Genomic DNA, 15218 nt, shown 5'->3' with positions numbered 1-15218 from the left:
ATATGAGCTCGGTGCCGGCACAACGATTGAGTTTGCCGAAGCCGGTCTCGCAGAGGGATACCCGACTGGATGTCCTCAGAGCTCTGGCTCTGATTATGATCTTCATCAACCACGTGCCAGGCCAGATTTTCGAAGATTTGACCTCCAAGAATTTCGGATTCTCCGATGGCGCCGAGGCTTTCGTGCTGATCTCCGGTATCTCCGTCGGTTTTGCCTACGGAACCAGGTTTCTTCCGGGCAGTCGGCTGAACGTCGCATGGAAGGCGATCAGGCGTGCTTTCACGCTCTATACGGCGCATATGATCACGACATTCGTGACGCTGGTGCTCTTCATCTCCGGCGCATGGATTTTCCACCAGAAGGGCCTGCTCTGCGAAGTGAACATCCTTGCCCTGCTGATGGACCCGGCGCGCGGTATCCCTGCGCTCCTGACGCTTGGCCATCAGATCGGCTACAACAACATCCTGCCGATGTACGGCGCCCTGTTCCTGATGTTGCCGCTGATCATGCTGCTGGAGGCAAGGAGCCCCCTGCTTCTGCTCACAGTTTCGGTCGGCGTCTGGCTGGTATCAGGCATCTATTATATCGCGCCGCACACCACGCTGCTTGACGGCTTCTGGTTCCTCAATCCGCTATCCTGGCAGCTGCTTTTCGTCATCGGGTTCGTTGCCAGCATGCATGTCAAGCGCGGTGGGCGAATCCCTGCCCATCCGGTTTTGATCGGGCTTGCCTGCGCCTATGTGCTGGTGTCCTTCATCTGGGTGACCGACAAGCTATGGATACTCGGCGACTATCTTGCCATGCTCGGCCTGCCGACCGTCGTCACCGGCTTCGATAAGACCTTCCTGTCGCTGCCGCGGCTGCTGCATGTTCTGGCGCTCGCTTATATGATCGTAAGCATCCCCGCCATTTCGGCGTTTCTGCGCCGCTCGGCGAACCACCCGCTGACAATCCTCGGGCGGCATTCGCTGAACATTTTCGTTGCGGGCACGATCCTCGCCATGGCCGGCCAGGTCCTTCTCTACGTGACCAACAAGAGCCCGGTCGTCGGTGCCATCTATGTCGTCTTCGGCATCGCCGCGCAGTTCCTCTATGCCTATCATCTCGAGCACAAGCGGCTTGAGCTTGCTGGCCAGCGTACGGCCAAGACGTCTGCGGCACCGGCCGCAATGCCTGTGCATTTCGGAAAGCGTCGCTGAAGGCTTCTGCCACGCCGCGTGTCTGCGCGGTTCGGCCTATCGATCTGCCCGCTGCTGCAAAGCGCGCGGCGGCTCGGTTCATGGGATCGGCACTGACAACTGGACGGACCTGGCCAGCTTCGAGTGCAAGTTCTGATCCGATGCCGGTCGGGTACCGACCTTAACTCCAGTCGGCATTCGTCCGTATTGACCTCCGATCAGAAAACGGAGAGACCCGCTTTTCCCGCCGGGTCTTTCTTCGTGACCGGCGTAAGCTCGTGCAGGTAGAGGCCCTTCACCCTCACCCTTACCCCGCCTGCTGCAGAGGCTATCGCATATGCGGGACGAGCAACAGAAACTCCTGGAATTAGGCAGCGACTGCCACCAGCTCCGAATTCTCGGCTTCGGAGCGCATGTCAGGCAATCAGCGGCCTGAACTACCGAGCATCCAATACCCCAGCCGAGATCTGATTCGTTACGCTATACTTGGTTTTCCTCACCGCTTTCCCGCAACACCTGTGTTATGTTCCGTTGCCTATCCCAGTTTCCCAAAATGTTCGAACGCAAGCCTGACCCGCGAACTAACTGCTTGGTTCAGCTGCTTTTGGGAACAAAGCCAATTCCGAACCCAAACAATCGACCAATCTTTTCTAAGGTTTCAAGTGTGGGGTTTGCCATGCCTGATTCAATCTCGGCAACTTGGCGCCTTGTAAGTGAAAGGGTTCTGGCGAATTCCTCTTGGGTCATTCCGAACCCTTTTCGTATCTCCATTACAGCATCCGGCAACCTGAGATCCCCCTGTCGAGCACGCTCCGCCAGCCTTCGTCTGTTTTCAAGAACTTCTTCCTTCGTGGGCTTCTTCCATCGAGCCATTTACCATCCCTCTGGCATCACTGGCATGTCGCCACAACGTTATCCGCGATTTCCTTACAGCGCCCCATCGCACGCTCTAGCACTTCGGGAGATGCCCCCATGCGCTTCGCCAGCTCTGGTGCGTGCTGTAGATGTTGTGCAAATGCACAGATCGAAGCCGTTAGAAGTTCCTGCTCGGCAGGAACGGGCATCAGTTCAGTGCAAATGCGTTTCCAATCCGGAAGATGGTCGCGACCACCGTCGCGCATCATGGCCCATCGGGTGGAACGAACAATCCCCTCCTTGGCGAGCCGCATAGGAGCGAAGTCAAAGAGTGGAGACAGGCGGATCGTGCCGTCCTGATGCTTGCTAAGTGCTGAATTCTGGCCGTGATTGTCGGGATTGCCGAGCGCCAGGTTAGCGATGTCGCGTTTCAGGTATTCGACTATGTCCGCGAAGGGATCGGCTGAATATTGACGCAGAACTTCGATATAGGCCTCATGCGTCCCGACATGGCCGAAATCGGCGACTCCAACCGCTGACACCAGGCTTTCCTGGCCCAGTCGGATTGTTTCCCCGCCCTCCATCTTCCTCCGATCGAAACGGGGAATGATCAAGACACCTTCGGCGTAAGTCGAGGGTTCGCTGACGTTCAGACCGATCCCTTGGGCGATCCGTGAATAGAGGGCTTCGCCTTCGAGAATTAGGCGGTCCACGGGCTCGTTGCTGCGTACCAGCTTGACGATGACATGGCGTGCGGCTTCGTCATCGGTCACGAAACTGTCAGGATAATAGAGTCCATCTTTCGCCTTGGTCATCGAGACCTTCGGCCATTCGCCTTGCAGGCCGCTTGAGCCAGAGGCGAGCATTCCAAAGCGATCAGCGACTTCCATGAAACGATCTGAGCGCTCAAGAATCTCCGCTTCTGTAACGCCTTGACGCTCAACGCCTCGCAATCTTTCCGTTTCGGCTTCAGCCGCTTCCTTGATGCGGATGTTGCCAATGCCACCTGTAGCAGATCGCAGAAGCAACGGGAGATCGGAAGCGCGCGAGCCTTCCGCGAGCCCGAGGTGTTCGGCAAGCTTTCGCCTCGCATGTCCCTGGGGCATAAGATCCAAGAGGAAGGGTGGCCAGCTACGGCTATATCGATGTTCGAGATCTACGGGATAACGGACCGACAAGGCGCGATGGTCATGAACTGTCTTTCCGACTGCAAATTCCGCCGATGCCATTGTAACGAAGTAGTCGAGCTCGTAATCGACGATGGACGCGCTCTGAAAGCCGTCGTCGTCCCTTAGCTCTAGAGTCGCAGCGTAATGCCACTCACGATTAAAATGGGTTTGGAGCGTCAGACGCATTTAATGACCCTTTCAATGGATCAATTAACGCATCTTCTTCATTTATTCAACCCATCAAAGTGGGTGAATAATTTTTGTCAGAATTGTCGACTACCAAAACGCGGCCAACGTTTATCGCGCGCGAGCGTTCCTATCGGCAACATTCAAGTTTGCCGTGAGCTGGGCGGAAGCTGCGGCCATGCCTTGCGTTTCACCAAGAACGTTCGATGACTGGGTTCCTCGTGGCCTGATGCCGAAGGGTATCAAGATCGGGTCCTTGCGACGCTGGATGTGGAAGAGATCAACGCCGCATAGCGCAATTGTCGAAGGGAAGATGCTGGATGAAGAGGGCGAAACCCCTTCGACCAGCTCGTCGGCTATGGTGCTGCTCGACGGCGCAATGAATGGCGCAGCGTCCCGAGCCTATGTCGAACAGGTTCTCGTGCCAAAACTGATGCACAGCGACATTATCGTGATGGGTAACCTGCCTGCGCACAAAGCCGAAGGCGTGCGGCAGGCTATTGAAGTGGCCGGTTTCCAGCTACTCTACCACCCGCCCTATAGCCCGGACTTCAACCTCATCGAAAGGCCTTCTCTAAGCTCAAAGCGCTCCTCCGAGCGAGAGCAAAGGGCACCGTCGAAGCACTGTGGGACACAGTCGGCGAGATCATTGCGCTTTCCAAACCCCAAGAATGCGCCAACTACTTCACGGCGTGTGGATATGCCCTCGAGTAAAATGGACGCGCTCTAAGCAGCAAAAAACCGGGAGAGCACAGCTCTCCCGGCTTCGATCTTAGGCCCCTTGCGAAGATCAGGCGGCTTCGGTTTCCGTTGTGTGTGCCTTGCGGACCTCCTCGTCCGTCAGGATGCCGCTGGCGCGCAGCAGGGCGGCGAAGCGGCCGTTGCTCTGGCTGAGCTCGTTGAAGCTGCCGTTCTCGATGATGCGGCCGTTATCGAGGAAGAGGACCATGTCGGCCTCGCGAACCGTCGATAGGCGGTGCGCAATGATGAAGGTCGTGCGGTTCTGGCGCAGATTGTCGATCGCCGTCTTGACCCGGTTTTCGGTTTCGACGTCGAGCGCGCTTGTGGCTTCGTCGAGCACGAGGATCGGCGCATCCTTGAGGATGGCGCGGGCGATCGCAATACGCTGGCGTTCACCACCCGAAAGCTTGTTACCACGTTCGCCGACGCGGGTATCGTAACCGCCTTCGCGGGTTTCGATGAAGTCGTTGGCGGCAGCAGCCTGGGCTGCGCGGATCATTTCTTCCTGCGTTGCGCCTTCACGGCCGAGGCGGATGTTGTCGCTGATTGAGCGGTTCAGCAGGCCGGCATCCTGGAAGACGGTGGCGATGAAGCGGCGCAGCGACCTACGCGTCACCTTGGTGATGTCGTGACCGTCGACGAGGATCTGGCCCTTCTGCGGGTCGAAGACACGCTGCAGCAGGTTGACGAGCGTCGTCTTGCCGGCGCCGGTCGGGCCGACGATGGCAACGGTCTGTCCTGCCTTTACCTTGAAGGAGATGTCGTGCAGGCCCTGCGACGAGTTGGCGAAGCCGAAGGAGACATCGCGGAATTCCACTTCGCCCTTGACGTCCTTGATTTCGGCAAGGCCGGCCGGCTCTTCGCGATCGCGAACCGAATCTTCCAGCGTATAGAAGTCTTCGAGCTTGGCACGAGCTTCGAAAATCTGGTTGGCGAAGTTGCGCAGCTGTTCCAGGCGGCCGATCAGCACGTTGGCAAAGGCTATGAATGTGATAAGCGCACCAAGGCTCAGGCTGCCATCTTGTACGAGAACGGTTCCGATCATCAGGATCGCCATCATGGCGACGGTCGAAGCCGTGCGGTTCAGCGCGCCGGCAAGGGCCCACCAGTCGAGGACCGGATACTGGGCCTCCAGCAGGCGTTCAGTGAAAGACTTCAGCGCCTTGGTTTCAGCTTCGATGCGGTTGTAGCTGTGCAGCACAGACACGTTGCTGATCGAGTCGCTCACATGCGAGAAGACCGTGTTATAGTGGCTTTCGACCGAAGTCTGACCATCCTTCGTGCGGCTCATGACCAAGCGGCCGATGGTCCAGTAGAAGACGCCAAGCAGGATAAGCACTGCGGACAGGCGCAGGTCCATCGACATGGCAGTCGGGATCATGACGACAAGAGCGACAGCGGTCGACAGGTGGTTGCGCATGAATTCGAGCCACAGGCCGAACAGTGCTTCGCAGGCGCGCAGCAGCGTATTCAATGCGCTTGCCGTCCCGCGCTGGCTATGCCAGGAGAGCGGCATCGAGATGATGCGCCCGAATGCTTCGGTGAGCAGGGTCGCGCGACGACCATGCGCGAGGCGATCGGCCTCGCGGGACACCACGATGAAGGCTACTGCACTGAAAACGGCAAAGCCGGCCCATAGCATCATGGTCGGCGTGACGGCGTCCTTCTTGGCAATGGCGTCGAAGATGCGGCCGAACAGAACCGGTTCGTAGATGGTGGTCATCGCAAGCGCGATGTTTGCGATCACGACCATCCAGACGCGGTATCGATACGCGCCAAGATACTTCAAGGCTCTTGCATAGACTTTGAACAGTGACACGTCAGGCACCCTCTTTGCATCAGCAAAACTCGGAATGCTGCGACAGTACAGATCGGTACCTGAACCGGCGATTAACGGAATCTGAAGCTGTTTTTTAAGGGGAATTTCTCACGCCTGACGCGTTGCCCAGAAAGCGCTGCTATCGTTCGCCGCAGAAATATGACAGCTCACCGCCGCGTTAACCGTTACCATTAAGTCACGCAAGCCCCGGCTATTCAGGGTTGAACGACAAAAAAATCGCCAAAGACGTTCAATTTTGCCCCGGCGTGAGTATGTTGCCGCCGAATAAGCGTGCTGGGGACCCGGCAAGTAGGATGGCAAAGCTCGTCTGCGGATCATTCAGGCTGCAAGGTCAAGGGGTAACTGTGAATATCCATTCGCTCATACAATTGCTTGTCGTGATTGAAGAATGCAAGCTCGCGCAGGACGTCGTGGCCGAGCTTGAGCTTGCGCTTCGCTCCTATAAGTTCGATTTTTATGGCGTCTTGAAGCGGGCGCGGCCGAATGTCGATGTTGCGCATTTCATGCTGGCGGGCCGCTGGCCCGATCAGTGGCCGCTGACTTATGTCCGCAAGAGGTACATGCTTGTCGATCCAGTCGGACGCTATGCGATCCAGGCGCAGCGTCCCTTCCGCTGGAGCGATGCCGTTGCGGCGCTGAAGAAGGACCCGCTGCGGCGACGCATGGAGCAAATGATGGCGGATGCCCGCGCCAACGGGCTCGCCGACGGCTATCTCTTCCCGATCCACGGTCGCAACGGCTTGCTTGGAAGTATGACGATCGGCGGCGAGGCGGTCGATCTTTCTCCAACCGAGATTTCCGTTTTCGACGCGGTTGCGAGAAAGGTCTTCTGGCGACTTCTGGAATTTCGAGACGAAGCGCAATACTTGGAGAGAGCGGGGGCAGCCGAGTTGAAGCTGACCAAGCGTGAGATGGAAGTGCTCAGTCATCTGGCCGACGGCATGACCTCGATCGAGATCAGCCGGTTGCTGGCAATCTCCAATCATACCGTCGACTGGTATATGAACAGTATTCAGGACAAGCTGAAGGCTAGAAATCGGCAGCATATCGTTGCCATCGCTTTCAGGAACGGACTTATTCCGTAAAAGCAACTATTTTGATGTCGGATGTCGCAGGAGAAATTGAACTTCCTGTGACAAGAAGTTAAGAATTCTCTTCGCGGGTGCAGCATTGCCCGTTTCGATGCCGTGAGGAGACTGCATTGCCCATTTCCAAGATCCTGGTTGCCAACCGTTCCGAAATCGCCATCCGCGTATTCCGCGCTGCCAACGAGCTTGGCATAAAAACGGTGGCCATCTGGGCCGAGGAAGACAAACTCGCACTGCATCGCTTTAAGGCTGACGAGAGTTATCAGGTCGGCCGCGGTCCGCATCTTGCCCGTGATCTCGGGCCGATCGAGAGCTATCTGTCGATCGAGGAAGTCATCCGCGTCGCCAAGCTTTCGGGCGCCGATGCCATCCATCCCGGCTATGGCCTGCTGTCGGAAAGCCCCGAATTCGTCGATGCCTGCGATGCCGCCGGCATCATCTTCATCGGCCCGCGCGCCGATACGATGCGCCAGCTCGGCAACAAGGTCGCAGCGCGCAACCTGGCGATCTCGGTCGGCGTGCCGGTCGTGCCGGCAACCGACCCCCTGCCTGACGATATGAAGGAAGTCGCCAAGATGGCGGCTGAGATCGGCTATCCGGTCATGCTCAAGGCCTCCTGGGGCGGCGGCGGCCGCGGCATGCGTGTCATCCGCTCCGAGGCCGATCTCGCCAAGGAAGTGACGGAAGCCAAGCGCGAGGCGAAGGCGGCCTTCGGCAAGGATGAGGTCTATCTCGAAAAGCTCGTCGAGCGCGCCCGCCACGTCGAAAGCCAGATCCTCGGCGACACGCACGGCAATGTCGTGCACCTGTTCGAGCGCGACTGTTCAGTCCAGCGCCGCAATCAGAAAGTCGTCGAGCGCGCGCCAGCCCCCTATCTCACCGAGGCACAGCGTCAGGAACTGGCCGCCTATTCGCTGAAGATCGCCAAGGCGACGAATTATGTCGGCGCCGGCACCGTCGAATATCTGATGGATGCCGACACCGGCAAATTCTACTTCATCGAAGTCAATCCGCGCATCCAGGTCGAGCACACCGTGACCGAAGTCGTCACCGGCATCGATATCGTCAAGGCGCAGATCCATATTCTCGATGGCTTTGCCATCGGCACGCCGGAATCGGGCGTTCCGAAGCAGGAAGACATTCGCCTCAACGGCCATGCGCTGCAATGCCGTGTGACGACGGAAGATCCGGAACATAACTTCATTCCGGATTACGGCCGCATCACTGCCTATCGCTCGGCCTCCGGTTTCGGCATCCGTCTCGACGGCGGCACCTCCTATACCGGCGCGATCATCACCCGTTATTACGATCCGCTGCTAGTGAAGGTAACGGCCTGGGCGCCGAACCCACAGGAGGCGATCGCCCGCATGGACCGCGCGCTGCGCGAATTCCGTATCCGGGGCGTGGCGACGAACCTCACCTTCCTCGAAGCGATCATCACGCATCCGAAATTCCGCGACAACAGCTACACGACGCGCTTCATCGACACGACGCCGGAGCTCTTCCAGCAGGTCAAGCGCCAGGATCGCGCCACGAAGCTGCTGACCTATCTCGCCGATGTCACGGTCAACGGCCATCCAGAAACGCGCGGTCGTCCGGTACCGTCGCCCAAGGTGGCGCAACCGGTGCTGCCCTATATCAACGGCAATATTCCCGACGGCACCAAGCAGCTGCTCGACAAGCTCGGCCCGCAGAAGTTTGCCGAATGGATGCGCAACGAAAAGCGCGTGCTGATGACCGACACGACGATGCGCGATGGCCATCAGTCGCTGCTTGCGACCCGCATGCGCACCTATGATATCGCCAGCGTCGCCGGAACCTATGCGCGCGCCCTGCCGCAGCTTCTTTCGCTGGAATGCTGGGGCGGCGCCACCTTCGACGTTTCCATGCGCTTCCTCACCGAAGACCCCTGGGAGCGACTGTCTCTGATCCGCGAGGGTGCGCCGAACCTCCTTCTGCAGATGCTGCTGCGCGGTGCTAACGGCGTCGGCTACACCAACTATCCCGACAATGTCGTAAAGTACTTCGTCCGTCAGGCAGCCAAGGGGGGCGTCGATCTCTTCCGCGTCTTCGACTGCCTGAACTGGGTCGAGAACATGCGCGTGTCGATGGATGCGGTCGCCGAGGAGAATAAGCTCTGCGAGGCGGCGATCTGCTATACTGGCGATATCCTCAATTCGGCTCGTCCAAAGTATGATCTGAAATATTACACCGATCTCGCCGTCGAGCTGGAAAAGGCCGGTGCTCATATCATCGCGCTGAAGGATATGGCGGGCTTGCTGAAGCCAGCAGCGGCCAAGGTGCTCTTCAAGGCGCTGCGCGAGGCAACAAGCCTGCCTATCCACTTCCATACACACGATACATCGGGCATCGCGGCCGCAACCGTGCTGGCCGCGGTGGACGCCGGCGTCGATGCTGTGGATGCGGCGATGGATGCGCTGTCGGGCAATACCTCGCAGCCCTGCCTCGGCTCGATCGTCGAAGCCCTCAAAGGCTCCGAGCGCGATCCGGGCCTCGATCCCGAATGGATCCGCCGCATCTCCTTCTACTGGGAAGCGGTGCGCCATCAGTATGCTGCCTTCGAAAGCGATCTCAAGGGACCGGCTTCGGAAGTCTATCTGCACGAGATGCCCGGCGGGCAATTCACCAATCTCAAGGAACAGGCGCGTTCGCTCGGGCTTGAAACCCGGTGGCATAAAGTGGCGCAAGCCTATGCCGATGCCAACCAGATGTTCGGCGATATCGTCAAGGTGACGCCGTCCTCCAAGGTCGTCGGCGACATGGCACTGATGATGGTCAGCCAGGACCTGACGGTCGCCGATGTCGAGAACCCGGCCAAGGATATCGCCTTCCCGGATTCGGTCGTCTCGATGCTGAAGGGCGATCTCGGCCAACCGCCGTCCGGATGGCCGGAAGCCCTGCAGAAGAAGGCGCTGAAGGGCGAGAAGCCCTATACCGTCCGTCCCGGCTCGCTGCTTGCCGAAGCCGATCTCGATGCCGAGCGCAAGGTCATAGAGACCAAGCTGGAGCGCAAGGTCGACGATTTCGAGTTCGCCTCTTACCTGATGTATCCGAAGGTCTTCACTGACTATGCGCTGGCCGCCGATACCTACGGCCCCGTCTCGGTATTGCCGACGCCAGCCTACTTCTACGGTCTCAAGGAAGGTGATGAGCTCTTTGCTGAAATCGAGAAGGGCAAGACGCTTGTCATCGTCAACCAGGCGATGACGGCGACCGACGAGAAGGGCATGGTCACCGTGTTCTTCGAGCTCAATGGCCAGCCGCGCCGCATCAAGGTGCCGGATCGTGCCCATGGTGCTTCCGGCAGTGCGGTGCGCCGCAAGGCCGAGACCGGCAATGCTGCCCATGTCGGTGCGCCGATGCCGGGCGTCATCTCCACGGTCTTCGTCTCGCCCGGCCAGGCGATCAAGGCCGGCGATGTGCTTGTTTCCATCGAGGCCATGAAGATGGAGACGGCGCTGCACGCGGAAAAGGACGGTACGATCTCCGAGGTGTTGGTGCGCGCCGGCGACCAGATCGACGCCAAGGATCTGCTCGTCGTCTACGGCGCCTGAGCATAGGTGAGAATAGAATAAAAAGGGGGCGGTTCACTGATCCGCCCCTTTCTTTTTGCAAATCCCAGGCTGAGCATAGTCATGACCGATCATTCCCTGCATATTGGGCAGTACGACGTTACGCTTCTGCTTGACGGCCTCTTTGAGGCGCCGGCGGACGTGTTGATCCACGCGGACGGCGATGTTGCCCGGCAGCATGCGATCGCAAGCTGGGGCAAGCCGACGCTTCAGGTTGATGTGAACTGCTTCCTCCTGCGCGGACCGGCCGGTATTTTTCTCTTCGATGCTGGGACCGGCTCGTCCTGGGGGCCGAAATACGGCCATGCGCGTGCAGCGCTGCGTGACGCGGGAGTTTCGCCTGATGAGGTCCAGGGCGTCTTGCTCACTCATATTCACGGCGATCATGCGCTCGGTCTCTTCGATGGCGACACGGCATACTTCCCGCATGCAGAGGTGTTCGTATCGGAACGCGATATCGCCTTTTTCACCGATCCAGCCGAACGTGAAGCCCTGCCGGAGGCGAGACGCGGCGGTTTCAAGATTGCCGAGCAGCTGCAGCGGGTCTATGGCGCGCGCGTAAGACGGATCGGGGCAGGGGAAGTGCTGCCAGGCATAGAGGTTCTCCCGCTGCCGGGTCACACACCCGGCCATATCGGCTATCTGCTTCGCGGTAAGGATCTTTCCCTGCTCCTTTGGGGCGATACCTTGCATCTGGGGGATCTGCAGCCCGTCGATCCGAAGATCGGACTGACCTATGATCTCGACCCTGGGCAGGCGGCCAGAACCCGTCTCGCCGCCCTGGAGGACGCTGCCTCTCAAGGGTGGATCGTCGCCGGTGGGCATATCACTGGTTTTGGGCGGGTGACACGGGATACAGGCGGCTACAGGATTCTGCCAGCTTGACATATCCGGCGGTGCAAGCCTGAAACACCTGACTGCAAGAGCTGCGCAACTGGGGTCGACTGACCGAAGGGGAGTTTGGAAGTGGCGGAAGAGATTTTCTTGCGTGCGGCGACCGATGCCGATGTTGGCCCCATTCTTGCCTTGACACGCGAGGCCTATGGCAAATGGGTGCCGCTCATCGGTCGTGAACCGCTGCCGATGACGGCTGACTACGCCGAAGCGGTGCGGAAGCATCGTATCGATCTCCTTGAGGCTGATGGCGAGCTTGTGGCCCTGATCGAGATGGTGCCGGCTGCCGATCATCTGCTAATCGAGAACATCGCCGTATCGCCCCGCCATCAGGGGCGTGGCATCGGCAGGAGGCTGCTTGCCCATGCCGAGCAGGTTGCCGCCTCGCTCCGTGTGAACGATATCCGCCTCTATACCAACAAGCGCTTTGCTGAGAATGTGGAACTCTATCTGAAGAACGGCTACGCGATCGATCGCGAAGAGCCGCTCAAGGATGGCTTTCTCGTCCACATGAGCAAACGCGTCGGATAGAGCCTTTCCGCACTTCTTCAAAACGCTGAAAGGCTCTATCTCTTTGTTTTTACGCAATTCCGGATGGAAAACCGCTGCGCATTTTTCCTGGAATTTCTCCAGCTTGGCGAAAGCCGCCCGTCAGCAAGCCCGTTTTTCGATCATCGCAGCCCAAGACGCAGCCAGCAATGCGAGCAAAGCTGAAATCAGCATCAGGGCGAACAAGGTATGAATAGCAGGGGATTGGGCAAGAAACAGTCCGGCAAGAGAGCCGATGATCGCGCCACCCGATATCCGCATGGCCGCCGCCATTCCCGCAGCCGTTCCGACCATATCAGCTCGTACCGACATCGCGCCGCTATTGGCGGCCGGCATGGTGAGGCCATTGCCGATGCCGATGAAAATGCAGGGGCCAAAGAGCGCCCAAACATGCATCGTCCCCGATAGCGACAAGGCAAGACCCGTTGCTAGGCCAAGGCAGGTCAGAAGCCGTGCGGCGACAAGGATCGTGCCGAGTTGGATTCTCGCGCCGTAGTGGCCGGCTAGATAGCTGCCCAGAATGAAGCCGGCGGGGATTAGGCCCATATAGAAGCCGAGCCTTGCGCTTGATCCGCCAAGCGTATCGCCGATCGTAAGCGGCACTCCCCCAAAGAAGATGTAGAGAACCCCCATCGAGCAGGCCATGCAGAGCGTATAGGCCCAGAACCGTGCCGAACGTAAAAGCAGCCCATAAGAGGCTAGATAGTTTCCAGGTGCTGCCAGGGATGGCGCTTGCGACCCCTTCAATTCGCGCAGGGATAGAAGGAAGGCGGCAACACCGAAGATCGCGAGGACGACGAAGCTCGCCTGCCAGCCTAAAAGCTCGTCCAAGGTTCCGCCGAACAGAGGCCCTACCATGGGTGCCAGCGCCCATCCCATCGCGAGATAGCCGAATTTGCTGGCAGCCTGGCCCTCGTCTGATGTTTCCTTGATGATGACGAGAGCGACGGAATAACACGGTCCGATGCAGGCCTGCATCATGCGGCACAGCAAGAAGATGCCGATATTGGGCGCGAGAACGCAGCCAATCGAGGCGACGATGAAGATCGAGAGCGCCGTCAAGACGACAGGCCGACGGCCAAACCGGTCCGATATCGCGCCGCCGACCGCTTCAAGAGACGCGGTGACAATCGAAAAGCCGGCAACCGATAGGTTCACGAGGGCGAAATCGGCATGGAATGCCGCTGCGATCTTCGGCAGCGACGGCAGGATCATGTTAACAGGCAGCACGGCAAGCGCCGAGAGCAGGATGAGGGTTATCAGCCGCGGCTGCATGGCGGCGCTTCCGGTGGTCGTGTCGTCGGTTGCTTGCTTGGCTGAATGGTCGATGCGGCTTTCGGTGCGCGTCATGGCCTTGTCCGTCGTGTGGATTGGAAGTCGAGGAAGATCTGACGGGGTGCAGCCCGGGTTTCAGGCAATAAAAAAGGCCCCGTCAGGAGCCTGCTTACCGCGCATGGGTGCTTTCGCCGGATGGTTACACCATCCTGCCCATGCGCCTTCCTACCACTACGAGAACGAGTGCCGTGTTCATGGCATTAGAGCTAACCGCAAAGTTGCGTAGCGTCAATGCACGGCTGCCCCAATATGACGCCGTTTTCGAGTCAGGTGGGCGGGCTCAGATGTCGTAGCTGAGCCCGGAATTCAGTGTCGAGATGAATTGCTTCGTCCGCTCCTGTGCAGGGTTGGAGAAGATGTTGCGTGAGGAGCCGGTCTCGACAATGTTGCCCGCCTCGAGGAACACGACGTTGTTGGCGATCTTCGACGCCAAGCGCAGATCATGCGTTGCCATGACCATGGTCGTGCCTTCGTTGGCAAGCTTGCCCAGCACGTCGACGACCTCGGCCGCCAGTTCCGGATCGAGCGCCGAGGTTGGTTCGTCGCAGAGCAGAACGCGCGGCGAGGGGGCGAGCGCGCGAGCGATGGCGACACGTTGCTGCTGGCCGCCCGAAAGCGTCGAGGGCCAGGCATCGATCTTGTGCGCCATGCCGACTTTGGTCAAAAGCTCGACGGCGCGAGCGCGAGCCCTGTCCTGAGGCCAGCGCAGCACGGTCGTCAGGCCCTCCATGACGTTCTGGATCGCGGTCTGATGCGGAAAGAGCTGAAAATTCTGGAAGACCATGCCCGTCTGGCGGCGGATCTTCTGGATGTCCTGCCAGGACGGCTTCTTGCCCGGCTGGAAGGTGGCCGTTTCCCCGCCGATGCGGATCGTTCCGGCTGTCGGGATTTCCAAAAGGTTGATGCAGCGAAGCAGCGTGCTCTTGCCGCCGCCCGAAGGCCCCACAAGCGCCGTCACCGTTCCCTCGGGGATCGTCAGGCTGATATCCTTGAGGATGACATTGTCGCCGAAGCGCTTTTCGATATGCGAAAGCTCGATCATGCCTGTGCCTCCAGCGTGCCGCCCGAGCGGGCGAAGCGGCGTTCGAGGTAGCCCTGCAGCGTCGAGAGAAAGGTGCTGAGCACGAGATAAATGATGGCGGCCTCGATATAAAGGATCAGCGGCTCATAGGTCGTTGCCACGATGCGCTGCGCGGCCTGAAACAGCTCGGGCACGGTGATGGCGGCGGCGAGCGACGTATCCTTGACCAGCGAAATGAAGGTGTTCGACAACGGCGGCACGGCGACCCGCGCTGCCTGCGGGAGGATTGTGCGGCTCATGGCTTGGCGCCAGTTCATGCCGATCGAATAGGCGGCCTCCCACTGACCTTTCGGCACGGAGGAAATGACGGCGCGGATGATTTCGGATGTATAGGCGCCGACGCTCAGCGTGAAGCCGATGACGGCGGCGGGAAAAGCGTCGAGCAGAATGCCGAGGCTCGGCAGGCCGTAGAAGATGACGAAGAGCTGCACCAGCAGCGGTGTGCCGCGGATCACCCAGACATAGAAGCGGGCGATGGCCACGAACGGCGCCGGGGCAAACAGCCTGACGACGGCGGTGAGCAGGCCGAGCAGAAGGCCGAGAACGAAGGTGATCAAGGTGAGCGGGATGGTGAAGACGAGCCCCGCCCAAAGCAGCGTGCCCAGTGACTCCCACATCAGTTGCAGCCAATGCTCCAAGGAGAAGCCTTTCAATCAATAAGAGAATGCGTCCGGAGGTGACCCCGGACGCATCTTTTTCACAATTTGGC

Annotated in this window: 11 protein-coding genes and 1 pseudogene; 6 read left to right on the top strand and 6 right to left on the bottom strand. The window is 59.2% G+C overall.

The genetic code is table 11. The features are described from left to right. Nucleotides 1-2: 2 nt before the first annotated feature. Nucleotides 3-1199 (top strand): OpgC family protein, encoded by a 1197-nt coding sequence (locus tag ACYJRZ_RS22845; RefSeq protein ID WP_459462995.1) that lies wholly within the window; start codon nucleotides 3-5, stop codon nucleotides 1197-1199. Between the two features lie 573 nt (nucleotides 1200-1772). On the opposite strand, the gene ACYJRZ_RS22840 is transcribed toward ACYJRZ_RS22845, so the two are convergent. Both ACYJRZ_RS22840 and ACYJRZ_RS22835 read right to left on the bottom strand, forming a co-directional pair. Then, entirely contained in the window at nucleotides 1773-2051 is a 279-nt protein-coding gene (locus ACYJRZ_RS22840) for a helix-turn-helix domain-containing protein (RefSeq protein ID WP_459462815.1), read from the bottom strand. A gap of 17 nt (nucleotides 2052-2068) precedes the next feature. Then, on the bottom strand, nucleotides 2069-3388 hold the full coding sequence (locus ACYJRZ_RS22835) for a type II toxin-antitoxin system HipA family toxin (protein WP_459462813.1): 1320 nt from the start codon (nucleotides 3386-3388) through the stop codon (nucleotides 2069-2071). Between the two features lie 343 nt (nucleotides 3389-3731). Between ACYJRZ_RS22835 and ACYJRZ_RS22830 the strand changes: the two are divergent. Beyond that, a pseudogene (locus tag ACYJRZ_RS22830) lies at nucleotides 3732-4102 on the top strand (transposase); the annotation flags it as partial. Nucleotides 4103-4178: 76 nt separating this feature from the next. Here ACYJRZ_RS22830 and ACYJRZ_RS22825 read toward each other — a convergent pair. Continuing rightward, a complete protein-coding gene (locus ACYJRZ_RS22825; protein ID WP_459462811.1) occupies nucleotides 4179-5948 on the bottom strand; it encodes a glucan ABC transporter ATP-binding protein/ permease in 1770 nt (589 codons plus the stop codon). 365 nt (nucleotides 5949-6313) lie between these two features. Here ACYJRZ_RS22825 and ACYJRZ_RS22820 point away from each other — a divergent pair, with 365 nt between their 5' ends. The 4 genes from ACYJRZ_RS22820 (at nucleotide 6314) to ACYJRZ_RS22805 (ending at nucleotide 12075) form a co-directional block, all read left to right on the top strand. Further along, a complete protein-coding gene (locus ACYJRZ_RS22820; protein ID WP_459462809.1) occupies nucleotides 6314-7054 on the top strand; it encodes a helix-turn-helix transcriptional regulator in 741 nt (246 codons plus the stop codon). A 116-nt stretch (nucleotides 7055-7170) separates the two neighbouring features. After that, on the top strand, nucleotides 7171-10632 hold the full coding sequence (gene pyc / locus ACYJRZ_RS22815) for a pyruvate carboxylase (RefSeq protein ID WP_459462807.1): 3462 nt from the start codon (nucleotides 7171-7173) through the stop codon (nucleotides 10630-10632). Between the two features lie 81 nt (nucleotides 10633-10713). Further along, nucleotides 10714-11535 carry an AidB family quorum-quenching N-acyl homoserine lactonase gene (gene aidB / locus ACYJRZ_RS22810; protein WP_459462805.1) on the top strand — a complete coding sequence of 274 codons (822 nt, stop codon included), beginning with the start codon at nucleotides 10714-10716 and terminating at the stop codon, nucleotides 11533-11535. An 81-nt stretch (nucleotides 11536-11616) separates the two neighbouring features. Then, entirely contained in the window at nucleotides 11617-12075 is a 459-nt protein-coding gene (locus ACYJRZ_RS22805; protein WP_459462803.1) for a GNAT family N-acetyltransferase, read from the top strand. Nucleotides 12076-12195: 120 nt separating this feature from the next. Here ACYJRZ_RS22805 and ACYJRZ_RS22800 read toward each other — a convergent pair whose 3' ends face one another. The 3 genes from ACYJRZ_RS22800 to ACYJRZ_RS22790 all read right to left on the bottom strand — a co-directional run bounded on the left by ACYJRZ_RS22800 (nucleotide 12196) and on the right by ACYJRZ_RS22790 (nucleotide 15147). Further along, the gene (locus ACYJRZ_RS22800; protein WP_459462801.1) at nucleotides 12196-13443 is read right to left on the bottom strand and encodes an MFS transporter; all 1248 of its coding nucleotides are present in this window, start codon (nucleotides 13441-13443) and stop codon (nucleotides 12196-12198) included. Nucleotides 13444-13708: 265 nt separating this feature from the next. After that, complete coding sequence (locus ACYJRZ_RS22795; RefSeq protein WP_459462799.1) at nucleotides 13709-14470, bottom strand: amino acid ABC transporter ATP-binding protein; 762 nt, start codon at nucleotides 14468-14470, stop codon at nucleotides 13709-13711. Further along, nucleotides 14467-15147: an amino acid ABC transporter permease gene (locus tag ACYJRZ_RS22790; RefSeq protein ID WP_183874892.1), complete on the bottom strand. Its 681-nt coding sequence runs from the start codon at nucleotides 15145-15147 to the stop codon at nucleotides 14467-14469. Before ACYJRZ_RS22790 ends, ACYJRZ_RS22795 begins: the two co-directional genes overlap by 4 nt. Nucleotides 15148-15218 lie beyond the last annotated feature (71 nt).

It is taken from the genome of Rhizobium sp. No.120, assembly GCF_054558365.1.
Note: the sequence above shows the minus strand (reverse complement) of the source record. Positions and strands in the feature narration are given on the sequence as shown.

Coding starts and splice junctions, on each gene's coding strand:
- aidB (WP_459462805.1), top strand. CDS start 10,714: ATGACCGATCATTCCCTGCATATTGGGCAGTACGACGTTACGCTTCTG.
- ACYJRZ_RS22835 (WP_459462813.1), bottom strand. CDS start 3,388: ATGCGTCTGACGCTCCAAACCCATTTTAATCGTGAGTGGCATTACGCT.
- ACYJRZ_RS22800 (WP_459462801.1), bottom strand. CDS start 13,443: ATGACGCGCACCGAAAGCCGCATCGACCATTCAGCCAAGCAAGCAACC.
- ACYJRZ_RS22795 (WP_459462799.1), bottom strand. CDS start 14,470: ATGATCGAGCTTTCGCATATCGAAAAGCGCTTCGGCGACAATGTCATC.
- ACYJRZ_RS22840 (WP_459462815.1), bottom strand. CDS start 2,051: ATGGCTCGATGGAAGAAGCCCACGAAGGAAGAAGTTCTTGAAAACAGA.
- ACYJRZ_RS22845 (WP_459462995.1), top strand. CDS start 3: ATGAGCTCGGTGCCGGCACAACGATTGAGTTTGCCGAAGCCGGTCTCG.